At 35.0% G+C, this 26,138-nt stretch carries 26 protein-coding genes, 1 other RNA gene and 1 pseudogene; 17 read left to right on the forward strand and 11 right to left on the reverse strand.

The window, feature by feature from the left end; genetic code table 11:
• Positions 1 to 4: 4 nt before the first annotated feature.
• The 3 genes from SJY30_RS01440 to SJY30_RS01450 are packed head-to-tail and all read left to right on the forward strand — an operon-like array spanning position 5 to position 3,458.
• The gene (locus SJY30_RS01440) at positions 5 to 493 is read left to right on the forward strand and encodes a histidine phosphatase family protein (RefSeq protein WP_036155722.1); all 489 of its coding nucleotides are present in this window, start codon (positions 5 to 7) and stop codon (positions 491 to 493) included.
• Positions 490 to 2,556, forward strand: coding sequence for a polyphosphate kinase 1 (gene ppk1, locus SJY30_RS01445; protein WP_396633849.1), 2,067 nt, complete (start codon positions 490 to 492; stop codon positions 2,554 to 2,556). Before SJY30_RS01440 ends, ppk1 begins: the two co-directional genes overlap by 4 nt.
• Before the next feature lie 11 nt (positions 2,557 to 2,567).
• A complete protein-coding gene (locus tag SJY30_RS01450; RefSeq protein WP_396633850.1) occupies positions 2,568 to 3,458 on the forward strand; it encodes a Ppx/GppA phosphatase family protein in 891 nt (296 codons plus the stop codon).
• Between the two features lie 8 nt (positions 3,459 to 3,466).
• Here the strand turns inward: SJY30_RS01450 and SJY30_RS01455 are convergent, their stop codons facing one another.
• Positions 3,467 to 4,048 (reverse strand): tRNA-(ms[2]io[6]A)-hydroxylase, encoded by a 582-nt coding sequence (locus SJY30_RS01455; protein ID WP_396633851.1) that lies wholly within the window; start codon positions 4,046 to 4,048, stop codon positions 3,467 to 3,469.
• A 121-nt stretch (positions 4,049 to 4,169) separates the two neighbouring features.
• On the opposite strand from SJY30_RS01455, the gene SJY30_RS01460 reads away from it, so the two are divergent.
• The 7 genes from SJY30_RS01460 to SJY30_RS01490 are packed head-to-tail and all read left to right on the forward strand — an operon-like array spanning position 4,170 to position 10,928.
• A complete protein-coding gene (locus tag SJY30_RS01460) occupies positions 4,170 to 5,021 on the forward strand; it encodes an EboA domain-containing protein (RefSeq protein ID WP_396633852.1) in 852 nt (283 codons plus the stop codon).
• A 1-nt stretch (position 5,022) separates the two neighbouring features.
• Entirely contained in the window at positions 5,023 to 5,931 is a 909-nt protein-coding gene (locus SJY30_RS01465) for a TatD family hydrolase (protein ID WP_084684702.1), read from the forward strand.
• Between the two features lies 1 nt (position 5,932).
• On the forward strand, positions 5,933 to 6,832 hold the full coding sequence (eboC, locus tag SJY30_RS01470) for a UbiA-like protein EboC (protein ID WP_396633853.1): 900 nt from the start codon (positions 5,933 to 5,935) through the stop codon (positions 6,830 to 6,832).
• A gap of 7 nt (positions 6,833 to 6,839) precedes the next feature.
• Positions 6,840 to 8,000, forward strand: a complete 1,161-nt coding sequence (locus SJY30_RS01475; protein ID WP_396633854.1) for a 3-dehydroquinate synthase — start codon at positions 6,840 to 6,842, stop codon at positions 7,998 to 8,000.
• A 5-nt stretch (positions 8,001 to 8,005) separates the two neighbouring features.
• Positions 8,006 to 9,199 (forward strand): metabolite traffic protein EboE, encoded by a 1,194-nt coding sequence (eboE, locus tag SJY30_RS01480; protein ID WP_396633855.1) that lies wholly within the window; start codon positions 8,006 to 8,008, stop codon positions 9,197 to 9,199.
• A gap of 1 nt (position 9,200) precedes the next feature.
• Positions 9,201 to 10,574: an alkaline phosphatase family protein gene (locus SJY30_RS01485; protein ID WP_396633856.1), complete on the forward strand. Its 1,374-nt coding sequence runs from the start codon at positions 9,201 to 9,203 to the stop codon at positions 10,572 to 10,574.
• A 6-nt stretch (positions 10,575 to 10,580) separates the two neighbouring features.
• Positions 10,581 to 10,928 (forward strand): transmembrane 220 family protein, encoded by a 348-nt coding sequence (locus tag SJY30_RS01490; protein ID WP_396633857.1) that lies wholly within the window; start codon positions 10,581 to 10,583, stop codon positions 10,926 to 10,928.
• Here the strand turns inward: SJY30_RS01490 and SJY30_RS01495 are convergent.
• A pseudogene (locus SJY30_RS01495) lies at positions 10,923 to 12,781 on the reverse strand (DNA polymerase III subunit gamma/tau). The gene SJY30_RS01490 and the pseudogene SJY30_RS01495 overlap by 6 nt on opposite strands.
• Positions 12,782 to 12,890: 109 nt before the next feature.
• On the opposite strand from SJY30_RS01495, the gene rnpB reads away from it, so the two are divergent.
• Positions 12,891 to 13,199, forward strand: an RNA gene (rnpB, locus tag SJY30_RS01500) — RNase P RNA component class A.
• Between the two features lie 96 nt (positions 13,200 to 13,295).
• On the opposite strand, the gene SJY30_RS01505 is transcribed toward rnpB, so the two are convergent.
• From SJY30_RS01505 to SJY30_RS01515, 3 genes are read right to left on the reverse strand one after another with little or no spacing between them, the layout of a single operon-like run.
• Complete coding sequence (locus SJY30_RS01505; protein ID WP_396633858.1) at positions 13,296 to 13,832, reverse strand: RsmD family RNA methyltransferase; 537 nt, start codon at positions 13,830 to 13,832, stop codon at positions 13,296 to 13,298.
• Positions 13,832 to 14,668 carry a DUF3822 family protein gene (locus SJY30_RS01510; protein WP_396633859.1) on the reverse strand — a complete coding sequence of 279 codons (837 nt, stop codon included), beginning with the start codon at positions 14,666 to 14,668 and terminating at the stop codon, positions 13,832 to 13,834. Before SJY30_RS01510 ends, SJY30_RS01505 begins: the two co-directional genes overlap by 1 nt.
• The gene (locus SJY30_RS01515; RefSeq protein ID WP_396633860.1) at positions 14,646 to 15,296 is read right to left on the reverse strand and encodes a hypothetical protein; all 651 of its coding nucleotides are present in this window, start codon (positions 15,294 to 15,296) and stop codon (positions 14,646 to 14,648) included. The genes SJY30_RS01510 and SJY30_RS01515 overlap by 23 nt, the downstream gene beginning before the upstream one ends.
• 101 nt (positions 15,297 to 15,397) lie before the next feature.
• Between SJY30_RS01515 and SJY30_RS01520 the strand changes: the two genes are divergently transcribed.
• Genes SJY30_RS01520 through SJY30_RS01545 form a run of 6 tightly spaced genes read left to right on the forward strand, consistent with a single transcriptional unit; the run spans position 15,398 to position 20,609 of the window.
• Positions 15,398 to 16,831 carry an ATP-dependent RecD-like DNA helicase gene (locus SJY30_RS01520; protein ID WP_396633861.1) on the forward strand — a complete coding sequence of 478 codons (1,434 nt, stop codon included), beginning with the start codon at positions 15,398 to 15,400 and terminating at the stop codon, positions 16,829 to 16,831.
• Between the two features lie 60 nt (positions 16,832 to 16,891).
• Positions 16,892 to 17,461 carry a DUF4126 domain-containing protein gene (locus SJY30_RS01525; RefSeq protein ID WP_396633862.1) on the forward strand — a complete coding sequence of 190 codons (570 nt, stop codon included), beginning with the start codon at positions 16,892 to 16,894 and terminating at the stop codon, positions 17,459 to 17,461.
• A 26-nt stretch (positions 17,462 to 17,487) separates the two neighbouring features.
• On the forward strand, positions 17,488 to 18,201 hold the full coding sequence (kdsB, locus tag SJY30_RS01530; protein ID WP_396635295.1) for a 3-deoxy-manno-octulosonate cytidylyltransferase: 714 nt from the start codon (positions 17,488 to 17,490) through the stop codon (positions 18,199 to 18,201).
• Positions 18,192 to 18,890, forward strand: a complete 699-nt coding sequence (locus SJY30_RS01535; protein WP_396633863.1) for an HAD family hydrolase — start codon at positions 18,192 to 18,194, stop codon at positions 18,888 to 18,890. Before kdsB ends, SJY30_RS01535 begins: the two co-directional genes overlap by 10 nt.
• 5 nt (positions 18,891 to 18,895) lie before the next feature.
• Positions 18,896 to 20,023 carry an iron-containing alcohol dehydrogenase family protein gene (locus tag SJY30_RS01540; protein ID WP_396633864.1) on the forward strand — a complete coding sequence of 376 codons (1,128 nt, stop codon included), beginning with the start codon at positions 18,896 to 18,898 and terminating at the stop codon, positions 20,021 to 20,023.
• A 58-nt stretch (positions 20,024 to 20,081) separates the two neighbouring features.
• Complete coding sequence (locus SJY30_RS01545; protein WP_396633865.1) at positions 20,082 to 20,609, forward strand: 1-acyl-sn-glycerol-3-phosphate acyltransferase; 528 nt, start codon at positions 20,082 to 20,084, stop codon at positions 20,607 to 20,609.
• A 156-nt stretch (positions 20,610 to 20,765) separates the two neighbouring features.
• On the opposite strand, the gene SJY30_RS01550 is transcribed toward SJY30_RS01545, so the two are convergent.
• The 6 genes from SJY30_RS01550 to thrC all read right to left on the reverse strand — a co-directional run bounded on the left by SJY30_RS01550 (position 20,766) and on the right by thrC (position 26,100).
• On the reverse strand, positions 20,766 to 21,476 hold the full coding sequence (locus SJY30_RS01550) for a YebC/PmpR family DNA-binding transcriptional regulator (protein ID WP_396633866.1): 711 nt from the start codon (positions 21,474 to 21,476) through the stop codon (positions 20,766 to 20,768).
• 96 nt (positions 21,477 to 21,572) lie between these two features.
• Positions 21,573 to 21,863: a 4a-hydroxytetrahydrobiopterin dehydratase gene (locus tag SJY30_RS01555; RefSeq protein ID WP_036158489.1), complete on the reverse strand. Its 291-nt coding sequence runs from the start codon at positions 21,861 to 21,863 to the stop codon at positions 21,573 to 21,575.
• 17 nt (positions 21,864 to 21,880) lie between these two features.
• Positions 21,881 to 22,708 (reverse strand): sugar nucleotide-binding protein, encoded by an 828-nt coding sequence (locus SJY30_RS01560; RefSeq protein ID WP_396633867.1) that lies wholly within the window; start codon positions 22,706 to 22,708, stop codon positions 21,881 to 21,883.
• Positions 22,705 to 23,619 (reverse strand): glutaminase, encoded by a 915-nt coding sequence (locus tag SJY30_RS01565; protein WP_396633868.1) that lies wholly within the window; start codon positions 23,617 to 23,619, stop codon positions 22,705 to 22,707. Before SJY30_RS01565 ends, SJY30_RS01560 begins: the two co-directional genes overlap by 4 nt.
• A complete protein-coding gene (gene gcvT, locus SJY30_RS01570; protein WP_396633869.1) occupies positions 23,620 to 24,705 on the reverse strand; it encodes a glycine cleavage system aminomethyltransferase GcvT in 1,086 nt (361 codons plus the stop codon).
• Positions 24,706 to 24,804: 99 nt separating this feature from the next.
• Positions 24,805 to 26,100, reverse strand: coding sequence for a threonine synthase (gene thrC, locus SJY30_RS01575; protein WP_396633870.1), 1,296 nt, complete (start codon positions 26,098 to 26,100; stop codon positions 24,805 to 24,807).
• Positions 26,101 to 26,138: the final 38 nt, after the last annotated feature.

The raw sequence follows: 26,138 nt of genomic DNA on the forward strand, positions 1-26,138 counted from the left end.
TAAAATGAAGAATCTATTTTTAATGCGCCATGGTAAATCTTCTTGGGAGCTAAATGTTGGCGATGAAGACAGGGCATTATTGCAAAGAGGAATTTCTGACGCCCGTTTGGTAGGCGAAGAAATTTCCAAACTAAATTTAAAAATAGATCATGTATATACGAGTCCGGCAAACAGGGCGTTTCATACCTGTATGATTTGTTTGCGAATTCTGAATTATCCGTTAGAGAATTGTAGTGTAGATGCGCATCTGTATGATTTTTCAGGGAATCAAGTATTCCAGTTTATTAAAGATTTAGATGATAATTTAGATAATGTCTTTCTTTTTGGACACAACCATACCTTTACCCATTTAGCAAATTCTATGGGAGATAAGCATATTGACAATGTGCCTACTAGCGGATTTGTTCATTTGCAATTCAATGAAAATACCTGGGCTAATGTTAATAAAGGCTCAACAATACAAACCATTTTTCCGAAGCAACTAAAAGCATGATAAAAAATAACAACCAGTACGTAAATAGAGAAATAAGTTGGTTATGGTTCAACGAGCGTGTATTACAAGAAAGCGCGGATAAGAATGTTCCATTAATTGAAAGACTTCGTTTTTTAGGTATTTTCTCAAATAACTTAGATGAGTTTTTTAAAGTTCGTTACGCAACTGTAAAGCGAATAGTTGAAGCCGGTAAAACAGGTAAAAGTGTTTTAGGAGGTGAAAAAGCAAAAGACCTTTTAGAGGAGATTACAAATATTGTAATTGAGCAGCAAACCAAGAGTTTAACTATTCTTAGAAGAATTGAGCATGAGCTTGAGGGTAAGAATATTTTTATCATCAAGGAAACGGAATTAAACGAAAATCAAAAAGAATTCGTGAAAGCTTATTTCTTAAAAGAAGTAAGTCCGCAGTTAATGACTATCATCTTAAATGATCTTACGCGTTTTCCTACCTTAAAAGATACGGCGGCGTATTTAGCTGTAAAAATGGTTATTAAAAGTGAGGAAAGTAAGAAAGAAAAACGCTATGCATTAATTGAAATACCTAAGGGGATAGATCGTTTTGTGGTGTTACCAGATGAAGGTGATAAAAGTTATATCATTATACTAGATGATTTAATTAGATACTGCTTAGGAAATATTTTTACCATGTTTGAGTACGAGTCTATTTCTGCTCACATGATCAAAATTACTAGAGATGCCGAGTTGGATATTGACAATGACCTAAGTAAGAGTTTCATTGAGAAAATATCATCAAGCGTAGAGCATAGAAAAATCAGTGATCCCGTTCGTTTTGTTTATGATAAAAGTATAGGTAGGGATACTTTGACTTTTCTTAAAGAGAAGATGAATATAGAAGATACGGATAGTGTTATACCAGGTGGTAGATATCACAATCGTAGAGATTATATGGGCTTTCCTAGTTTAGGTAGAAAAGATTTACTGTACGATAAGATAATACCGTTGCCAGTAAAAGGTCTTAGTGTTGAGGGTAGTATTTTGGAAAGCATAGCTAAAAAAGACTATTTGCAGTATACTCCCTATCACACCTTTACCTATGTACTAAAGTTTTTGCGTGAAGCTGCATTAGACCCTAAAGTACGTACTATTAAGATTACGGTATATAGACTGGCAAGTAATTCTCAAATTGCGGCCTCTCTAATAAACGCGGTTAAAAATGGAAAACAGGTAACGGTACAGATTGAACTTCAAGCTCGTTTTGATGAGCAAGCGAATATTGAATATGCAGAGCAACTTCAGGCAGAAGGGGTGAAACTTATTTTCGGAGTACCAGGTTTAAAAGTACACAGTAAAATATGTTTGATAGAGAGAGAAGAAGGTAATTCTTTAAAACGCTACGGATTTGTAAGTACAGGTAACTTTAATGAATCAACGGCAAGAATTTATACTGATTTCACATTATTTACGGCAGATGATTCTATATTGAAAGAGTTGAATAAGGTTTTTGATTTTTTTGAGACTACTTATAAAATCAATAAATACAAACACCTTATTGTTTCTCCGCATTATACCAAAAATGCATTCATGAAATTGATTGATAATGAGATAGCAAATGCCAAACAAGGTAAAGTAGCTTTTATCAAGATTAAAATGAACAGTTTTACCTCTTACAAGATGGTAGATAAACTGTATGAAGCAAGTAGAGCAGGGGTAAAGACCCAGTTGATCATAAGAGGTATATGTTGCTTAATACCAGGGGTTGAAGGTATGAGTGAAAACATAGAAGCGATAAGTGTAATAGATAAATTTTTAGAGCATACCCGCTTCTTTGCATTCGCGAATGGGGGTGATACAAAAATGTATATTTCCTCTGCAGATTGGATGACTAGAAATCTTGATTATAGAGTTGAAGTAGGTTGCCCAATTTACGATAAGGATATTAAAGAAGAATTAATGGATACTTTTGATATCTGTTGGAAAGATAATACGAAAGCGCGTGTATTCAACTTATCACAAGATAATGCCTATAGAAAGACAACGTTACCTAGAATAAGGTCTCAATTTGCTACCTATGAGTATTATGCGAATAAACAAGAATCTTAAAAAGAGGTCTATTGAAGGTAAGAAAATTTGCAGCGATCGATATAGGCTCTAATGCCATTAGGTTACTTACACACAATGTTATTGAGGATAAAGGTAAAAAGACTCAATTTAGAAAAAGTGCTTTGGTAAGGGTACCAGTACGTTTAGGTGAAGATTCGTTTACGGTAGGTGAAATATCTGAAGTTAATGAAGCACGACTCATTAAGACCATGAAGGCTTTTAAGCTTTTAATGGAAGTCGCTGGTGTTGAGAAATATAGAGCCTGTGCGACATCTGCCATGAGAGAAGCTAATAATGGGAATGAAATAATTGAGAAGGTTGTTCAAGAATCTGGGGTAAAAATAGATTTGATAGATGGTAAGCAAGAAGCTGCTATTATTGCCTCAACAGATTTAAAGAATTTAATAAAAGATGATCAATGTTATTTATATATAGACGTTGGTGGAGGTAGCACTGAGTTTACCTTATTTTCAAATGGAAATATTAAAGTCTCAAAATCTTTTAAGTTGGGTACGGTAAGACTTTTGAACGATATGGTGAAACCAGAAACTTGGAAAAAATTAGAAGAATGGATAAAGTTTAATTTAAAGGACAAGCTTAAGTTATCTATCATAGGCTCTGGCGGTAATATCAATAAGTTACATAAGTTATCAGGTAGAAAAGAAGGCGAACCATTATCTTATATATGGCTGAATGCCCAATACCATTTTTTAGATAGCTTAAGTTATGATGATAGAATATCAGAATTAGGCTTAAATCCCGATAGGGCAGACGTTATCATTCCGGCAACTAAAATATTTCTTTCAGCGGCAAAATGGAGTGGAGCAAAGAAAATTCATGTACCCAAAATCGGACTATCGGATGGTATAATTAAAGATTTATATAACTCTGAGAACAAGTAAATTAAGATTTAACCGTGAATAGATTCCTTAGTGCCTAGGTCTTTCATGATTTGGGCTTCATATTCCAAAAGGCTGTCCCACTTCTTGTTTACTTCTTCTAGTTCACCATATTTACGGGCAAATTTTAAGAACATCGTATAGTGTCCAGCTTCACTGATCATTAATTTGTGATAGAAATCGGCTAATTTTTTATCTTCCAATTCTTCAGAAAGCAACCTAAAACGCTCACAACTACGGGCTTCAATTAGTCCGGCATAAAGCAATCTATGAACCAGTTGGGTGGTTCTGCTTCCTCCCTTTGGAAAAAAATTAATGAGCTCGATTACATAATCATCCTTACGGTCTCTACCTAAAGTATTGCCACGTTGTAAAATAAGATCGTGTACCATTTTAAAATGACCCATTTCTTCCCTGGATAAAGCAACCATTTCTGTAACTAGCTCAGTATATTCAGGAAAAGATACTATTAAAGAGATTGCAGTACTAGCCGCTTTTTGCTCGCAGTACGCATGATCGGTCAATATTTCGTCAATATTTTTTTCGACAATATTAACCCATCTAGGGTCGGTAGGTAGTTTTAAGCCCAGCATAATTTACTTTTTTCCAAAATTAGAAAGATTTTGAAGACCTCACCAATTTTAATCAAAAACCTAGACGACTTACTGCTGAATAATAATTATTTTTGAAGTAAGATCAATCCTATTTTTTAAAATGCACAATCAAGAAGATATTCAGAATATATTAATAAAATATGGAAATGCAGAAAGTGTTGCTTGGTTAAAGGGTAAAATTGAAAAATTGGCAGATGATAAGTCTTCAAAAGACTTATTTATGACTTACAGCCTTTTAAATGTAAAGTTTGAAGGGGTGAAACCAATTTCATTTGAAAGTCAAGATTCTGAAAGTGCCCGTTATTTTAGCGCGCATAGCGCAAATATCCTTCAGATTGCACGTATTTATTTATTGTCAGAAGTTATAAGGCAAGATGAGCAATATTATACACCCAAGGTAGCGAACATTATACAGGTAGCTGATACAAGTGAGTTAGAAACATTTCTCAAGTACTTGATTTTATTACCAAATCCTGAGGCTTACAAACAAACAGCGGTAGAAGCTTTAAGAACAAATATTGCTACTATTTTTGATGCCATATCATTGAACAATCCTTACCCTGCAAAGTTTTTCAATGACCAACAGTGGAACCAAATGTTTTTGAAAGCGGCATTTATGGAGCGTGACCTTTCTCAAATAGAAGCTATTGACGAAAGGGCAAATCAAGATTTAACAAGAATAATATCTGATTATGCACATGAAAGATGGGCTGCGGGTAGAAAAATAGACCCGTTATTTTGGAGACCAGTTTCAAAGTTTTTGAATGAAGAACTTTTGAATGATATGAAGAAGCTTCTTAATAGTGATGATGTAATAGAAAATAATGCCGGAGCACTTTGTTGTTATCTATCAGAGAATGATAAAGCAATGGCACTTTTAAATAGTAAACCAGAGCTAAAACACAAAATAGCAGACGGGCAGATAACTTGGAATAAGATTAAACAACATTAGAATGGAAGATAAAATGATGATTATTGACCCACATGTTCACATGACGTCAAGAACAACAGATGATTATGAAGCAATGGCGGCTGCGGGTGTTGTGGCGGTAATAGAACCTTCATTTTGGCTTGGTCAGCCAAGAACTCAAGTTGGTTCTTTTCAAGATTACTTTAGTAGTCTTGTAGGTTGGGAGCCTTTTAGGGCTAGCCAATTCGGTATTAAACATTACTGTACTATTGGTTTAAATTCTAAGGAAGCCAACAATGAAGCCTTGGCAGAGCAGGTAATTGAATTATTGCCTTTATACCTACATAAAGAGAATGTAGTTGCTATTGGTGAAATAGGTTACGATGATCAAACTCCTGCAGAAGATAAGTTCTTTAGAATGCAACTTGATATGGCTAAAGAATTGGATATGACCGTTCAAGTACATACACCGCACCGAGATAAAAAAGCAGGAACCATAAAAAGTATGGAAGTATGTTTGGAGCATGGTTTAGATCCTGCCAATGTAATTATTGACCATAATAATGAAGAAACGGTAAAAGAAGTTCTTGACCGCGGATTTATTGCTGCGTTTACTATTTATCCAAAAACAAAAATGGGTAATGAACGTATGGTAGAAGTAGTTAGAAAATTTGGAAGTTCTAACATTATCGTAGATAGCTCTGCAGATTGGGGCGTTAGTGACCCTCTAGCAGTGCCAAAGACAGCTAATTTAATGCTGAAAAGAGGTATTTCTATGGAAGATGTAAGAAAGACCTGTTACCAAAACGCTTTAGATGCGTTTAGTAAAAACGGTAAAATGAAAGAAGCACATTGGTTACAGCCAGATAGCATTAACCAATCACAACTATTTAATGATAATAGTGTTTTAAGAGGTCAGAAACCAAGAATAGACGAAGACCAAATTACCTAAAATGAAAGATAAATTAATGGGTTTTGCTCTTTTAGCGAGACCCGCAAATTTGCCAACTGCAGCAGCGGATATATTGGCAGGTATTGCCATTGCATTATATTTAAGTACCATAGACGTACTCGGTTTTCTAACCGAGCAAAGTGGTGACGTACTTTTATTGGTCTTTTCTTCGGTAGCATTGTATGCTGGCGGAGTGGTTTTTAACGATGTTTTCGATGCAGCCTTAGATGCTGTTGAAAGACCGGAAAGGGCTATACCTAGCGGACTGGTACCAAAACGTGAAGCTATTTATTTTGGTACTATACTAATGTTGATTGGTATTAATTTGGCATTTAAGTGTAGTATGTTATCCGGACTCATTTCAGTTGCCTTGACCATTGCAATTTTAACCTATGACGGGTATTTCAAGCAATTCAGTTTCGCCGGACCTTTGAATATGGGTATTTGCCGGGGATTGAACCTTTTAATGGGAATGTCAATTTTAGGAACTCTTATAAATTGGTATATAACATTGGTGCCAGTAGTTTATATTTTTGCCATTACATTAATAAGTAGAGGAGAAGTACATGGTAACAATAAAAAGCATATTGTTTGGGCTGGTATTTTGTATGCAATAGTTATACTATCTATTACGTTAATTGTAATGCAACAGAAAGACAGTATCGTGGTCTTATTGCCGTTCTTATTTTTATTCGGGTATTTGATTTATAAGCCATTATTACAAGCATACAAAGAGAATTCCCCTAAGAATATTAAGAAAGCGGTTATGGGAGGTGTTTTATCGTTAGTCGTAATGAATGCTTGCTGGGTAGCCGGTTTTTCTAATTGGTATTTGGCGTTAGCAGTATTATTGTTATTACCGATTTCAATGCTATTGTCTAAATTATTTGCAGTAACATAAAATTCCTATGCAATTACAACCTATAAAACAGTCTTTTCAAGTACAATATGATTATCAGTTGTATTTTACTTCAGGACTCTTTGATTTAGAAAATCTTTTGTTCGCAAACTTAATTGCAGACTATAAAGATTTTGAGCCTGTTAAGCTTCTTTTTGTATTGGATGACGGAGTTGAAAAGCATCATCCTGCATTAATAAATCAGATTGAAAAATATTGCGAAAAACATCAGCAAACTATAAAGTACACTAATACACTACTTTTACCGGGTGGCGAGCAGGTAAAGAACAGTGATGACGCCATTGAATCCGTTTTAAAAGGAGTCAACGTAAGTAAAATTTGTCGCCATTCATTCGTTGTAGTTATCGGTGGTGGTGCGGTGATAGATATGGTTGGCTATGCTGCAGCTATTGCACATAGGGGAGTAAAGTTGATCAGGATACCTACTACGGTTTTATCTCAGAACGATTCTGCCGTTGGTGTAAAGAACAGTGTAAATGCATTTAAGAAGAAGAATTTCTTAGGAACATTTGCCCCGCCATTTGCCATTATTAACGATAGCAATTTTTTGGAAACTCTAGAACAGCGAGATTGGATTTCCGGTATATCCGAAGCTATAAAAGTAGCGTTAATTAAAGATAAGACCTTCTTCAAATATATAGCGGATAATGCCACGGCTTTGAAAAATAAGGAAATGGAACCTATGCAATATGTCATTTATAAGTGTGCGGAAATGCATATGCACCATATTGCCCAAGGTGGTGACCCATTTGAATCAGGATCATCAAGACCTTTGGATTTTGGACATTGGGCTGCTCACAAAATGGAATTCATGACCAATTATGAATTAAGACATGGAGAAGCTGTAGCAAAAGGCATCGCATTAGACGTCACCTATGCACAACTTATTGGCTTAATTTCTGAAGAAGATTTACAATACATATTAGATGTAATGATTGCTATAGGTTTTGATCTATCGCTTCCTGTTGAAAGTGAAGAAGAAATTCAGTCTTTATTAGATGGTATAGAAGAGTTTAGAGAGCATTTGGGTGGTCAGTTGACAATTACTCTAATTTCTGACTTAGGAGTCAAACATGATGTTCATACCATTGATATGATGCTAATGGCACAGGCGATAACAAAATTGAATCATCAATTCGCATTAAATTAAGTTCAATGCAGCTACTAGATAACTTTCATTTAACCTACTGTACTAACATTCACCCTGGGCAAGATTGGAAAAGTACTTTTGAGAGTATTAAAAGCCATGTACCCGGTATAAAGCAAGAAGTTTCAAAAAAACAACCTTTTGGTTTGGGGCTGCGCTTATCTAATAAAGCGAGTGAGGAGCTTGATTTAGGTGAAAACATGTCTCACTTTAAAAGTTGGTTACACGACAATAATCTTTATGTATTTACCATGAATGGATTTCCTTATGGTAATTTTCACGATGAACGTGTAAAAGATATGGTGCATGCTCCAGATTGGACTACTAATGACCGTTTAAAGTATACAAAGAGATTGTTTCGTCAATTGTCGGTGTTAATCCCTGAAGGAATGAATGGCGGAATTTCAACTTCACCCATTACCTATAAATATTGGCATAAAACAGAAAGCGAAACACAAAATACATTTGAAGTTGGTGCTAAAAATATGCTCAAAGTTGCTAAGCAATTATTTGAAATTGAACAAACTACAGAAACATATTTGCATCTAGATATTGAACCAGAACCAGACGGATTACTGGAAAATAGTGATGAGGTATTGATGTTTTATTCCGATTATCTAGTGCCTTTGGGAATTGCATATTTTAAGCAGGAATTAGGATTAAATCCCGATGAAGCAGAAGCATTAATTAAAAAGTACATCACGGTTTGTTATGATGTTTGCCATTTCTCACTAGCTTATGAAGAGCCAACGGATACCTTTGCAAAGCTCAAGGCAAACAATATTAGGGTAGGAAAAATTCAAGTAAGTGCCGCATTGAAAATTCTTTTTAATGGAACCAATGATGAACGTATTTGGGAAGAATTATCCCAATTTAATGAGCCAACTTATTTACATCAAGTAACAGAGAAAATCGATGGCAAAGTAAAAACGTATAGTGATTTGCCTTTAGTTTTAGAAGGGGAGAGAAATCATAAAGAACTACGTGCGCATTATCACGTTCCTATTTTCACGGAAAAATATGGCGAACTGTTTTCAACTCAAGACCATATTCTAAAAACGATGGATTATCTAAAAATTGATTCTATATCTGAACATCTAGAAATAGAAACCTATACTTGGGATGTTCTTCCTGCAGATTTAAAACAAGATTTATCAGTATCCATAATTCGCGAAATAGAGTGGTTTAAATCACATATGTAATATGAAGAAAACGGTAGTCATAAATGTAGTAGGATTAACGAAGCGATTGATAGGTGAACACACTCCGTTTATAAAATCATTTTTAGAAAAAGGTCAGTCATCATATATAGAACCTGTACTGCCAGGTGTTACTTGTGCTGTACAATCTACATATGTTACCGGTAAATGGCCATCAGAACATGGTATTGTTGGTAATGGTTGGTATTTTAAAGATGAGTGCGAAGTAAAATTCTGGCGACAATCTAACAAATTGGTGGAGCAGCCAAAAATTTGGGATGATATTAAAGAGCAACATCCTGATTTTACTTGTGCCAATCATTTTTGGTGGTACAATATGTATAGTAATGTTGACTATAGTCTAACACCAAGACCAAATTATTTGGCAGACGGTAGAAAAATTCCAGATGTGTATTCTCATCCAGCTGACTTGCGTGACGATATGCAAAAAGCATTAGGTACTTTTCCATTGTTTGAGTTTTGGGGACCTAAAACAACTATTAATTCATCAAAGTGGATTGCAGATGCTGCTTTATTGACGGATAAAAAACATAATCCAGACCTAACCTTTATTTATCTACCGCATTTAGATTATAATTTACAGCGATATGGACTTGATTTTAATATCATATCCAAAGATTTAAATGAGATAGATGCTGTAGTGGAACAATTAGTGCAACATTATGAGGCACTTGATACCCGAGTGATACTGCTTTCTGAATACGGAATTACAAATGTAAACAGACCCATTCATCTTAATCGCGTATTACGTAAAGAAGGTTTGATAGCTGTGCGTGAAGAAAGAGGATTAGAGCTCTTAGATGCAGGGGCAAGTGATGTATTTGCCGTTGCAGACCATCAAATTGCACATGTGTATTGCAAGAATACCCAAGATATTGAACGGGTTGTTACATTGATTAAAGCTGTCGAAGGTGTAGAAAAAGTAGTTTATGGAGAAGATTTAAAAACTTATCATATAGATCATGAACGCTGTGGCGATATAGTGGTGGTAGCTGATAAAGATTCTTGGTTTACGTATTATTTCTGGCTAAATGATGCAAAAGCACCGGACTATGCAAGAATGGTTGATATTCATAAAAAACCAGGCTACGATCCGGTTGAAATGATGACAGACCCCAAGGATAAATTGGTAATGGCCAAAGTGGTTGGTAAGCTACTAAAGAAGAAGCTGGGTTTCAGAACCGTCATGAATATCATCCCAATTGATGCAACTCTAATTAAAGGGTCACACGGTCGTTTAACTGAAGAAGAAGAAGATTTTCCTATATTCATTAGTAACCATTTAACTGGCGATAACGATCAAAGAATTAGTGCTGTACAAGTGCGTGATCTTATTGAAAATCACTTATTAAACTAAATTCAAATGAATCTATTATTTAAGATCTTAGGCTACGTTTTTGCCATTTTATTTTCTGTTGGCGCTGTTTTACAATACAATGATCCAGACTCGTTACATTGGATTATCATCTATGGCGTTGCGGCTTTAATGTCTTTGTTGTTCGCATTAAATAAAATAGGCTATATAGTACCGTTGATATTAGGAATATTTGCTTTTGTTGGCTTCGTTTACCTTTATCCTTCAGATTTTCAAGGATTCGATTTAAATGATGGAGATATCGTTACTGTAGAATTAGGGCGAGAGGCTTTTGGACTTCTGATTATTTCAATAGTTCTTTTAGTATTTGCTTTTAGAATTAAGAGAAAGCTATAAGAACAAATCGAATTCCTGTCTCAATAAATCAATCACCGGATTTTTCTCTCTTAGTTTCTCGTATTTCTCTTCGGGTGTAAAAGCAAATTTAGTAGCTGTAGTTTCATTGACTTTAATAACTAAATGAACGAAATGGTTATTCAGTTTAGCCCGTAAATACTCCATCAATTCGAACTGTTCACGTTCTATTTCCTTTTTCATTGTACTGTTTGGAAGCTCTAAATGAATAGCGAAGCCCTCTTTTAGTTTAGGAATATCTGAATGCAAGTTAGAAGCAAGGATTTTTTGACCCTTCTTATCTATGATTTCAATAAAATCTGCCCAATGTTTACGAAGTTCTTCTTCAGTGAATGGTTCTTTAGGTAAGTTATTTTCGTCAATAACAACCTCAATCTTGTTCAGTTCGTGTTGTTTCTTAGCGTTTAAGCTAGAAATTGAAAGTCCAGAAACCCTTTTGGTAGGACGATTAATAATTGGTTTTTTAACGTCAGTACTGGTTTCCGCTGACGTTGATTTTTCAGTATTTTGTTGAGGTTCTTTAGTTTTTATCGGTGCTACTTGTGTCTCAACAGCTTCTACAGGTTTTTTACCTTCTACCGTAGTTGCGGAAGTCTTGTTTACAACATTTGTTTCTTTAGGAACATTAGTTTGGGTAACTGCCGGTTGATTACCGCTTACAGGCTTAACCTCAGATTCTTTTTTAGGCGCTTTTGGCGCTTGGTTGTAAAATGCGGAAGGGGCAATGAAATCAATAGTCTTATTGTTAAGAGCTACGGATTCAGGATTTTTTTTTCTCCATCAAAATTGATAGAGGCAAGTTTCATAAGTGTAAGCTCAACAAGTAAGCGTTGATTTTTACTTGTTTTGTACTTCAAATCACAGTCATTTGAAATCTCTAAACCTTGTAATAAAAAGGAGGGAGCAGTCCTTTTACTTTGATCTCTATATAATTGTTGCGCTGCTTCGCCAACTTCTAACAAGTTAATAGTATCAGGATGCTGGCATACCATTAAATCCCTAAAATGAGATGCTAGTCCAGATATGAAATGGTGTCCATCAAAACCAAGAGATAATGTCTTGTTGAATAATATAAGTAAGCCAGGTATATTATGCTCTAAGATTAAATCTGTAGCTTCAAAATAAGTATCGTAATCTAAGACATTTAAATTTTCAGTTACTGCTTTACGTGTAAGCTCTGAGCCGGAAAAACTGACTACTCTATCAAAAATAGATAAGGCATCACGCATAGCGCCATCTGCCTTTTGGGCAATGATATGTAGTGCATCATCTTCAGCATTTACACCTTGGTTTTGAGCAATGTATTTTAAATACTCGGCAGCATCTTTAACGGTAATTCTTTTAAAGTCGAAAATTTGACATCTAGAAAGAATAGTAGGTATGATTTTGTGCTTTTCTGTTGTTGCCAAAATAAAAATAGCATGCTTTGGTGGCTCTTCTAAAGTTTTTAGAAAAGCGTTGAAAGCAGACTGAGACAACATATGCACCTCATCAATGATATATACTTTGTATTTACCTACCTGTGGTGGTATACGTACTTGGTCGATAAGATTACGAATATCGTCTACGGAGTTATTTGAGGCGGCATCCAGTTCAAAAATATTAAAGGCAAAATCTTCATTTTCCTTTTCGGTACCATCAGAATTTATCTGTTTTGCCAAAATACGTGCGCAAGTAGTTTTACCAACACCTCTGGGTCCACAGAATAATAAAGCTTGTGCTAGGTGATTTTGGTCTATTGCATTCTGTAGTGTATTGGTTATAGACTGTTGGCCCACAACATCTTTAAATGTCTGGGGTCTATACTTTCTAGCCGATACAATAAATGGTTCCAAAATTCTATCTCTAATTAAACTTATACAAATATAATTATAGCCATTAATTCTAACGAGAATAAAGAAAAGAGATCATCCTTAGTTATCAACAATTACAGTACATTTGCGCTCAGCAGGCCACCTTATCGCTGCCAAGTAATTGGGAGAGGAAAGTCTGGACACCATAGTGCAGTATAGCGGGTAACGCCCGTCCGCAGAGATGTGAGGACAAGTGCAACAGAAAGCAAGTACAGTTCGGCTGTAGTGAAACCAGGTAAACTCTATACGGTGAAACGTCATGTAAATCGGTGTTTGAGGGCTGCACGCTCAAGCCGAAGGGTAGGCGGTTAGAGCTCTGGGGTAACCCTTTGCCTAGATAAATGATAAGGAATTCTGATTTTTTCAGAATACAGAATCCGGCTTATGGCCTGCTTTTTTTATTGAAATGGTAAGTGCGAAATTTACCTAATGGTAACAACCTTGAGTGTAGTTAAGATTCTTTACATTTAAAAACTAAGGCTGGTCTTTTAAAAAATTACTTCTCAAAAAAGCTAAAAACGCTTCCACCGTATTTTCTAGAATTTTTATAGTGTGGAAATTCTGCTAAACTGGTACGGTTAGAATGTTCAATAATTAATACGCCGTCTTCCAAGAGAAGATCATTTTCAAAAACTAGTTTGGGCAATTTTTCAAAATCGGCTAATTCCATATCGTAGAAGGGGTCAGCGAATATGATATCGAATTTCTCCATATTTCTTTGAAGAAAACTAAACACATCACTTTTTAAAGTACGAATATTCATGTCTAGCAATTCAACTGTTTTGTCAATAAATTGAATACAGCCAGAGTGTGCATCAATGGCAAGTACATCTTCAACACCTCTAGAAGAGAATTCGTAGCTAATATTACCGGTGCCTGCAAAAAGGTCAAGAACTTTAAGGTCTGGAAAATAGTAGCTATTGTTCAAAATATTGAACAAGCTTTCTTTAGCCATATCTTTTGTAGGTCTAACAGGTAGTTTTTTAGGGGCCATTAAATGACGACCTTTATGTTTTCCTGATATGATGCGCATTATATAGTATTAATGAGGGTGAAATCTATTGAGCCTGTTGAAGGTTCTCCAAGTTTTAATAGTTGAGCTGCTGATGGTTCAAAAATGCTGATATGCTGAATATATGTATAGCAAAGTTGATAAGTTTCATCATCTTCTTCAACATCTCCAAATAGTTTTACAACTACGGTCTTTGGGTCTAATTCTAATTGCTCGATTACGAATAATAAGTAATAGACAAAGTCTTCTTTTGTTTGGTATTTAAAGCTGTTGTACAGAAGAAGTTTACGTTGGTTTAAAACGGTAATATCTAGTTGCTCTTTGTTCACATGTACAAAACATGTAATTTCTTGATTCTGTGTTTGGTTATTTAGCAAAGATTGTAATAACACTGTGCCATTATGCATAAAATCGAACTCGCCAAAAAGATCGTAGATGTAATTGTTAATGTTCACATAGGGCACATACACATTTACCAAATCATGATTTTCTACCTCGTCATAAGCTAAAACATCATTTGCTAATACCTTGGTATTGAATTTAAGGTATTCATTTAAATGATTAGGGTTGAATAATGATTTTGGCACCAGACCAAAAAGTGTATTTCTATGAACAGCAACTACTTCATCAAACTGCATGTTTTCTATATCATGCTTCTGAAAAAGCTTTTCCAATTCATCTTTAGCGGTCATCGGGTTTTTTTCATCAGAAAAATCGATTCTGTCAGAAATCAACAATTTTTGCGAAACAGTATCTGCTACACAAAAAGAAAGTCCATTCAAGCTAACCTGAATGGACAATTTTTTAAAATTTTTATCCGCTATATTTAAGCTACTATTTTTTAACTTTTTTGTCATATATGGAAGGCCAGTTACCGCTTGTGCTAACTTCATCTAAAGAACCTACATAAATAGTTGATCCATTTACTTCTTCTACACTTAAGGCTGCTTTTTCACGAGATAATAAATCTTTTGGCTGATCGTAAAGAACAACTTCTTTATCAACTTTTGCCTCAAAAACAGGAGCTTTATATCCACTTTTTTCTACAAATCCAGCTTTCATTGTAAACTTTTCACCATTTGCAGCTGTAGGTACATCCATTAAGTTTTTGTATCTAGTATCGGTTTTGAAAAGTGAATCTTTTACAGAAACAGTTCCTAATGTATCAATGATTTTCATTTCTTTCAACATATCAATACCGTATGCTTTGTCAAACTCCATGAAAGAAGAATCTCTCTGCTGGGTAATTACATATTTACCAGTGTCGATAAAACGAATAAGACTATTGAAGTCATTTGCGTATTTGCCATTCACAGTTTTGTAAGCCTCTTGAGAGTTTTTGATGTCTTTCAATTTGGCGATAACCTGCGAATAACGCTCTATTTTTACTTCTTTAAATTTGATTGGTCCAGTAATGGAGTTGTAAATAAAGTATCCTAAAGCGATACATCCAATCCAAAGTACAATTTGTATTATGGTCTTCATTTCGTATGTGTTATTTTTATTTAGTGGTCTTCACAAATCTACAATTTTTTTTTAATCGTAAAAGTTTTTAGGCTAAAAATCATCTTTATCTTTGAAGGCACATGAAACCAACGACACCCGCATCATTCTATAGTATACTAGAATCCAAATTTCCTCACACACCAACTGCCACACAATCAGTGGCTTTGCAAAAATTGGCTGAGTTTACACTTTCAACGGTCAAGGATGAAGTTTTTTTGTTAAAAGGTTACGCAGGTACCGGTAAAACTACTTTAATAGGCACTTTAGTAAACAGTTTATGGAAGGTTCAGAAGAAAGCTGTGCTCATGGCACCTACCGGGAGAGCGGCAAAAGTGATGTCAAATTATTCAAAAACACAGGCATTTACCATCCATAGAAAAATATATTTTCCGAAGAAACAAAGTGGAGGTGGAGTACAGTTTGTTTTGGCACCTAATAAACATAGGGATACTTTATTTATAGTTGATGAAGCATCTATGATACCGGATACAGCTGCAGATTCTAAATTATTTGAAAACGGTTCGTTATTAGATGACCTAATGATGTTCGTGTACTCTGGTCACAAATGTAAGTTGTTACTAATAGGAGACACCGCGCAATTACCTCCGGTACATTTAGTGTTGAGTCCAGCTTTGGATGGCGATAAACTTTCACTTAATTATAATAAAGAAGTGGTTCGTTTAGAATTGAATGAAGTAGTTAGGCAAGCAGGCGATTCAGGAATTTTAGCAAATGCTACCTTATTAAGAGAACAATTACAAAGTGAATTCTTTGAAGATTTTAAATTTGATGTAGATCCGTTCACTGATATAGTACGCTTAATAGATGGTAATGAAATTCAAGAAGCCATTGACAGTTCATACTCAGAAAACGGAAAAGAGGAAACGGCATTTATTGTACGCTCAAATAAACGTGCAAATCTTTACAATCAGAATATTCGAGAACGCATATTATTTTTAGAGAATGATATTGCCGTAGGCGATTTTATGATGGTGGTTAAGAATAACTATTATTGGTTGAAGCCAAGCACAGAAGCTGGTTTTATTGCAAACGGAGATATTATAGAGATTCTAGAAATATTTGATATCAAGGAGATTTTTACGTTCAAATTTGCAGAGGTTAGAGTGAAGATGGTAGATTACCCTAATATGCCACCTTTTGAAACCGTATTATTGTTAGATACCATAACGGCAGAATCTCCGTCGTTGTCTTATGAAGATGGTAATAGGTTGTATCAAGAAGTCATGAAAGACTTCGCACATGAAAGTTCAAAGTACAAGAAGTTTTTAGGGGTTAAGAATAACAAGTACTTCAATGGGTTGCAAGTAAAGTTCTCGTACGCCATAACCTGTCATAAATCTCAAGGGGGACAATGGAATACCGTTTTTGTAGAACAGCCATATTTGCCTAATGGGATAGATAAAGAATACTTGCGTTGGTTGTATACCGCGGTAACCAGAGCAAAGAGCAAGTTGTATCTTATTGGTTTTAAAGACGATTTTTTTCTTGATTAAGAAAAGGTTATTTTAGTAATTATTGATACAACAAAAAATTTCGCAAATAGTATATAGGATATGACAACAGATACGGTTTTAAGTATTTTTTTAGGGATAGGTTTAGCTGCATCTGTGGGTTTTAGGGTATTTCTACCCTTATTTGCTTTGAGTTTAGCTTCCTATTTTGGAGTATGGGAATTAAATGATAATTGGCAATGGATAGGAAGTTTGGTAGCTGTGCTAACTTTAGGTGTAGCTACATTATTAGAGATATTCGCCTATTTCATCCCTTGGTTCGATAATTTGTTAGATAGTATTGCAGTACCCTTGGCGGCAATTGCAGGTACAGCGGTTATGGTTTCAACAGTTGCAGATTTAGATCCAGTAATAACGTGGTCATTGGCTATTATAGCTGGTGGCGGTACAGCTACGGCAATTAAAGGGGCAGGGGCAACAGGAAGATTGGCATCTACAGCCACCACAGGTGGTTTGGCGAATCCGCTAATTACTACGGTAGAAACAGGTACTGCAGCTTTAGTATCGGTCGCCTCGATATTTGCACCTATCTTAGCAGCGGTTTTGGTCATAATCATTTTGGTTGTCATTTTTAGGATATACAGAAGCTTAAGACCAAAGGCAAAAACATAAAATAAAAGTAGTTGAAGAAAATAGCAATGATACCTGCCCGTTATGCGGCATCAAGATTTCCTGCGAAGCTAATGCAAGATTTAGCTGGTAAACCGGTCATTTTAAGAACATATCAAGCTGCAGTACATACCAAATTGTTTGATGAAGTATACGTGGTTACAGATAGTGAGGTAATCTATGATACTATCGTTAAAGCAGGTGGTTTGGCGATCATGAGTAAAAAAGAGCATGATTGTGGTAGTGATCGTATTGCAGAGGCCGTTATGCAGATGGATGTTGATATTATCGTAAATGTTCAAGGAGATGAACCGTTTACAGATAGGGAAAGCTTAGAAGGGGTGATGAAGGTTTTTGAAGATGATATTCATAAAGAAATTGATTTAGCTTCTCTAATGGTGAAAATTACAGATGAGGAAGAAATCAATAATCCGAATACGGTAAAGGTAATAGTGGATAATAGAGATTTTGCACTGTATTTTTCAAGGTCACCTATACCTTATCCAAGAGCAAAAAGTGACCACACCATATATTATAAGCACAAAGGTATATATGCTTTTAGAAAAAGTGCTTTAATGGATTTTCAAAGGTTACCTATGTTGCAATTGGAAGCAACGGAGAAAATCGAAGCCATTCGTTATTTGGAATACGGTAAAAAAATTAAAATGGTAGAAACGAATGTTCAGGGCATAGAAATTGATACTCCTGAAGACTTAAAGAAAGCTCAAGCAGCATGGAAATAAATTTTGACAGAATTAATGTAATCGGTTTTGATGCTGATGATACCCTTTGGGTAAATGAGACTTACTTTAGAGATACAGAAGATAAGTTCGCTAATTTATTGGAGAAGTATGAAACCAAGAATAAGATAGATCAAGAACTTTTTAGAACTGAAATAAAGAATTTAGATTTATACGGATACGGCATAAAGGGTTTTGTGCTTTCTATGGTAGAATGTGCTTTAGAACTTTCTAATAATCAAGTTTCATCCAAAACCATAAGTGCACTATTAGATTTGGGAAAAGATATGATTACCCAGCCCGTAGAATTATTGGATGGAGTAGAAGATGTTTTAAAAAGCTTAAATGATAAATACCGATTAATTGTCTTGACAAAAGGAGATCTTTTAGATCAAGAACGAAAACTAGAACGATCAGGATTATCGGAATATTTTCATCATGTAGAAGTATTGAGCGATAAAAAGGAAAAAAATTACAGTGATCTATTAGAGCATTTACAAATAGCGCCAAGTGAGTTTTTAATGATAGGTAATTCTCTGAAATCAGACGTTTTACCATTAGTAGAATTAGGTGCACGCGCCATACATGTACCCTTTCATACTACATGGGAACACGAAGAGGTAAAAGGACCGATAGAGAATAAGGGATACATGACAATTTCTACATTAACGGATATTTTGGAATATGTGTAATGGAGATGGACGTGAATAAACAATTGACATTGAAGAAAATACCAACAAAAGCATCGGAGGAGTTTAGAAATTTTCCAATGGTGCCAAGAGTAGTTTATGGAAAAGGAAGTTTTAATACCCTAGGCGATATTTTAATGCCAAAAAGAAAGCATTCAGAAGCACCAATGATTTATTTGGTAGATGATGTTTTTGAGAATACTGAACTTATAAGTAGGATACCAAGCATTTTTTGTGATCAGATTATATTGATTTCTGCAGAAGAAGAGCCCAAAACTGAACAAGTGGATGCTCTTGTTAAAATGATACAGGAAAAATTCACCGAATTGCCATCGGGTATTATAGGTATAGGTGGTGGTACTTTATTGGATTTAGCAAAAGCAGTGGCTATTATGCTAACCAATAAAGGTAGCGCATCAGAATATCAAGGGTGGGATTTAGTGAATAAGCAATCAATTTACCATGTAGGTATACCCACAATAAGTGGAACCGGTGCAGAAGTCTCAAGAACTACAGTGTTAATGGGTCCAGAAAAGAAACTGGGTATAAATTCGGATTATACCACTTTTGATCAGGTTTTGTTAGATCCAGAGTTAACTAAGGGTGTATTAAAGGAACAATGGTTTTATACAGGTATGGATTGTTATATACATTGTGTAGAATCTTTGAACGGAACATTTCTAAATGCTTTTAGTCAAAGTTATGGAGAGAAATCATTAGAACTTTGTAAAGAAGTATTTTTAGAAGATATAGAAGAATCGGAAAGTAGAGAGAAGCTGATGATGGCATCTTGGCATGGTGGTATGAGTATTGCATATTCACAAGTTGGCGTAGCACATGCTATGAGTTATGGTTTGGGTTACGTTTTAGGTGTAAAGCACGGAATAGGTAATTGTCTTGTTTTTCAATATTTGGAAGAATTTTATCCGGAAGGAGTAGAGGTGTTCAACAAAATGCTTGAAAAGCATCAAATAGTATTACCAAAACAGATATGCTCAAAATTGACAACCGCAGAAATGGATACTATGATTTCTGTTGCTATGGGTATGGAACCTTTATGGGAAAATGCGTTAGGGGAAGAATGGAAATCAATCATTACTCCTGAAAAGCTTAAAGCTATTTATCAAAAAATATAGTTTATATCATTTATTTAATCAGTAGGCTAATTAATATTATACCCTACAACTTAGTCTTATGCAGCAAATAGCAAAATTTATATATTACAAAATTCTAGGATGGAAACTGAATGGAAAGTTCCCTTCTCACTTAGATAAGTTTGTTGCTATTGTGGTACCGCATACCAGTTATTGGGATTTTCTATTAGGATTATTGATTCGTGCAGTTTGGCAAGAAGAAATAAATTACGTTGGTAAGAAAAGTTTGTTCAAGCCTCCTTTTGGCTGGTTTTTTCGATGGACAGGTGGAGCACCTATAGATCGTACCAAAACCAATGATACTGTAAAAGCTACCGCGGCCATATTCGGTGAACGAAAAAAATTCAGGTTAGCATTGTCCCCAGAAGGTACACGCAAAAAAGTAGAAAAATGGAAAACAGGATTCTACTATATAGCTAAAACTGCTAATGTACCTATTGTACTAGTTGCGTTTGACTATGGCAAAAAGGAAATAAAATTATCTGAACCTATTATCCCAACAGAAGATAAAGAAGCCGACTTTAAAAAATATCATGCTTTTTTTGATGGGGTAGCGGGGAAGCATTGAAAAGAGTAAAGTGTTATGTGTCTGGTAAATAAAAAACTTTTGAAGTTTAACAACAAATGTTGATTCAGCGACAATAGAATTCATAAACTAGCCTAGTCTAAAACAAAAAAGGGAGACCAACTAGGTCTCCTTTTTTATTATATAACTTGATAAAGCTTATTCCTGCATAGAGTGATATACGTTCTGTACATCATCATCTTCTTCTAGTTTTTCTAGAAGCTTTTCTACATCGGCAGTTTCTTCTTCGTTAAGTGCCTTTGTCACTTGTGGTATACGTTCAAAGCCTGATGATAAAATTTCAATTTCACGGTTCTCCAATTCTTTTTGAAGTGCACCAAAACTTTCAAAGGGTCCGTATATTAATATTCCGTCATCGTCTACGAAAACTTCTTCAGCGCCAAAGTCAATTAATTCTAATTCTATTTCTTCAGGGTCCAAACCTTCAGCTGGAATTCTGAAGTTACAGGTGTGGTCAAACATGAATTCAACAGAACCCGAAGTGCCTAAATTACCGTTGCATTTATTGAAGTAACTTCTAACGTTAGCAACGGTTCTAGTATTGTTGTCTGTAGCGGTTTCTACTAGAACAGCTATACCATGAGGAGCATATCCTTCAAAAAGAACTTCTTTATAATCACCAAGACTTTTATCACTCGCTCTTTTTATAGCGCGCTCCACATTGTCTTTCGGCATGTTGACCGACTTGGCATTTTGTATGACCGCTCTTAATCGCGAATTTGAATCAGGATCTGGTCCTCCTTCTTTTACTGCCATTACAATATCTTTGCCAATACGAGTAAAGGCTTTGGACATTGCTGACCATCTTTTCATTTTACGTGCTTTTCTAAACTCAAAAGCTCTTCCCATGGTAAATTATTTTAAACAAATGTACAAAAACGGTCAATGTTCAGAAATCATTGAATAAATTTCATGATTACCATTTTTAACTATTAGTATTGGTTATTAAAATTCACTTTCTATTATATCTTCTATAGTTCTAGCTAGAACAAAATCTTTTTCGGTAACACCATTGGCATCATGAGTGTTTAAACGAATATTCAGGGTGTTGTACACATTGCTCCAATCTGGGTGGTGATCTTGAGCTTCGCACTCAAATGCAATTCTTGTCATTACAGAAAAGGCTTCTTTGAAATTTTTAAATTCAAATGTGGTTTCTATGGCACCATCCACATATTCCCATCCGTCCAATTGACCCAAATAATCTGCTATTTGCTGGTCAGTAAATTTTTCCATTTCTTTCATAATTGCTGCTAATTTAAAACATGATGGTCAATAATATCTTGAAAAGTAAACTGTAAATTTTTAGGTAATGTATTGGTCTTTGGTAAAACTGCCAAATATCTATCTTCATTGGTAGTATATACCCTTTTGATTATTGGGTTAAAATTGCCAACACGTTCTAATATTTCTTTAATAAAATCTTCGTGATGTGTTAAGTCATTACTTCCTAAATGATAAATACCTGTTTTGTTTCTATTTATAAGATAATGAATTTGCTGGGTTAGCTTGTCATCATTAGAGACATTTAATATCAAATTAGGAAAGACCTCCACAGGTTCGTTAGCTATAATCGCTTTTTTCATATCCTTTACTCTTGGAGAGCTGTTACCAAAAACCATAGGAACTCTTAAAATAGCCATTTTATCTTTTGGTAACCTAAGCAGCATGTTTTCAATCTTAATTTTCAGTCTGCCATACACACTTTCAGATAAAGTCTTGTCCATTTCATAGGATGGATATTTACTATAGGCATCAAAAACATTGGCAGAGGATATAAAGTAAATTTTACAGTCTTCTTTTAAAACGTATTCTGCGATATGGCTATGTGCAATAACTAGGGCTGCAAAATTACCTCTTAATGCGGAAACTATAACCTGTGGTTTCAGTTCTTCTAATATTTCAACAATATCATCTTCCTCTAAATTATAATGTATAAATTGTTTGTTAGATGAAAAAGAATTTGCGGCATGACAATAGGTGCCATAGGTGTCAAAATAATTACAAAGCTCTTTGTAAATTGCATTACCTATGAATCCGCTTCCGCCAAGAATCAGTATTTTTTTAGAGTCTAATTTCAAAAAATAGAAAGTTCAGTTTCTGTGGTTAATTTTTCTAGGGCTAGCATTCCTAATTTAGAATTTCCTTTAGGATTGAGACCGGGAGACCATGTAGCTACACAGAATTTATTTGGTAGTAATGCTACAATACCGCCACCAACACCACTCTTGCCAGGTAAACCAACTTCAAAAGCAAATTCACCTGCTTCATCATAGAATCCGCATGTTAGCATTATGGCATTAATTCGTTTTACTTGAGATAATGTTAAATATGTTTTGTTTCTTCTACATTTACCATGATTCATGAAAACGTAGAATATATGTGTTAGCTGTGCGCAATTCATGGCAAGTGAACATTGATGAAAATAGAAGTCTAGTACAACATCTACTTCATTATTTAAATTGCCATAAGATTTTAATAAGTTGGCAGCTGCAAAATTTCGAAATCCTGTTTTCTTTTCGGAAAGTGCTACGGTTTCATCATAATCTATTGTGTTATCACCTGCAATATTCCTAACGTAGTTTAGAAAATCTTCTTTCGGATTCTTCAATTGTGAAACCAAGATATCTGCAATGACTATAGCGCCAGGGTTTATTAAGGGATTTCTTGGAATTCCGTTTTCTAATTCTAATAGCGATAGATGGTTAAATGGATCACCAGACGGTTCAACATCAACACGTTTCCAAACGTCTTCACCAATAAGGCTTAATGCCATAGATAATGTAAGAACTTTAGAAATACTTTGAATTGAAAATAGTTCGTTTGAATTTCCTGCAGAAAAGTCGTTCTGCAGATTGTCTATGAGGTGTATACCAAAATTATTTACATCTACTTTTGCTAACTCTGGAATGTAATCAGCAATTTCTCCCCTTTCCTTCTCATTGGATGCAGCTTCATTTATAGCGGTAAGAATGCGTTGAAAATCTATCATTTACTTTTTGTAAAATGGTAATTTAACTATAGTTGCAGATACAGCTTTCTTTCTTATTTGAATATTGATTTTACTACCTACTTCCGTAAATATCGGTGGAACATACCCTAGTCCGATTCCGGTTCCCATAGAAGGCGACATCGTACCAGATGTTACAACACCAATAGTTTTTCCGCTACCATCAACTATATCATAACCATGTCTTGGTATGCCACGTTCATCTAATTCAAAAGCTACTAATTTGCGTTCTGGACCGTGTTGCTTTTCTTTTGCCAAAGCCTCAGAGTTTACAAACTCTTTGGTGAATTTGGTTACCCATCCTAATCCGGCTTCGAAAGGAGATGTATTATCATCAATATCATTCCCGTAAAGGCAGTATCCCATTTCTAGACGAAGTGTGTCTCTAGCTGCTAGTCCTATTGGTTTAATTCCAAAATCCGCTCCGGCTTCAAAAACCTTGTCCCATATTTGTTTAACCTCTTCATTTTTACAGTAAATTTCAAATCCACCAGATCCAGTATATCCAGTTGCAGAAATAATCACATTGTCTATTCCTGCAAAATCGGCAACTTCAAAATGATAAAATTTTATATCGGCTAAATTAACAGAAGTCAAAGATTGCATCGCCTCAACAGCCTTAGGACCTTGAATGGCTAAAAGCGAATATCCTTCAGAGATATCTCGCATATCTGCTTTTAAATCTGTATTGTAAGATGAAATATGATTCCAGTCTTTTTCAATATTTGAAGCGTTCACCACTAGCAAATATTGTTCTTCTTTAATTTTATAAATGATAAGGTCATCTACTATACCACCAGTTTCATTAGGTAGGCAGCTATACTGAGCTCTACCAATGGTCAATTTAGATGCATCGTTAGAAGAAACTTTCTGAATCAAGCCTAATGCATTTGGTCCAGAAATTAAAAACTCGCCCATATGCGATACATCAAAAACCCCAACAGCATTACGAACTGTTTCATGTTCGGCATTTACACCTTCGTATGAAACGGGCATGTTGTAACCGGCAAATGGTACCATTTTGGCACCAAGTGATTCGTGTGTTGTGGTAAGCGCAGTATTTTTCATCTTATTCTATTTATTAGCGATACAAATTTATCGAAAATAAATAGAAGCAAATGTGGCTAAACCTTGATTTGGGAAAATATTGTAACCTTTAATTAGGGTCTACGATTTTAATAGAAAATCTTTGAGTCCTTCATAGGTTGAAATCTTAATTGATTTTTTCGTTTTACCCATTACTTTTTCAATTTGTGTTGGGATTTCCAATTTCTCATTTAAGGTTTCCTCAACAATATCCAAAAATTTAACTGGGTGTGCAGTTTCTAGGAAAATACCATAAGTTTCAGGGTGCGTTTCTTGATATTTCTTTAGACCCAAGTAACCTACAGCACCATGAGGATCGGCAATGTATCCGTTGATATTATAAATTTCCTTTAAGGCTTCTTTTGTTTGATTGTCATTAAAAGGATAGGAGGAAAGGTTCTCTTTTAATGCTTCAAAATTATCTTGAAACAAATGCCTGATTCTTATGAAATTACTAGGGTCGCCTACATCCATAGCATTGGAAATTGTAGCTGTTGATGGTTTAGGAGTGTACTCTTTTGTAAGCATAAACTGAGGTACGGTATCGTTAACATTCGTAGAGGCTACAAAATGTTTTACAGGCATTCCTAGACGTTGAGCTACTAATCCTGCGCAAATATTACCAAAGTTACCTGAAGGAACAGAAAACACTATTTCTTTACCTTTTGATTTCGCTTGCTTGTAAGCAAAAAGGAAATAGAATAATTGTGGCAACCAACGGGCAACATTAATGGAATTTGCAGAAGTCAACTTCATATTGTCCAGAAGTTCTTTATCTAAAAAAGCATTTTTAACCATAGCTTGGCAGTCATCAAAAGTACCATCTACTTCTAAAGCAGTAATATTTTTACCCAAAGTAGTTAGTTGTCTTTCCTGAATATCGCTCACTTTTCCGCTAGGGTAGAGTATAATTACGTTCACACCTGCTACTCCTAAAAAGCCATTAGCTACTGCGCCACCAGTGTCACCAGAAGTAGCTACAAGTACGGTAACCTCATTTTTTGTAGACCTGGAAAAATAACCTAAACATTGCGCCATAAAACGAGCACCAACATCTTTAAAAGCCATCGTAGGACCGTGGAATAGTTCTAGTGTGGCAATATTCTGTGTGATTTCAACTACCGGAAAATCAAAGTCCAATACCTCTTTTAAAATGTCTTTTAACACATCGTCAGGCACTATACCTTCTACAAATTGTTGTATTGCCTTAAATGCAATTTCTTCGTTAGAGAAGTTCTCTATGTTCTCGAAAAAAGAATTTGGTAGTGGGTTGATTTTTTCAGGAAAGTACAAACCTTTATCAGGAGCAATACCATTAATTACGGCGGTATCAAAAGAAACCTGAGGCGCTGAATTATTTAAACTATAGAATTTCAAGCTGAATATTTTTAAATGTTATGATTGTAGTGATGTCC

The sequence above is a fragment of the Maribacter sp. R86514 genome (genome assembly GCF_044597005.1).
GTDB lineage: Bacteria > Bacteroidota > Bacteroidia > Flavobacteriales > Flavobacteriaceae > Maribacter.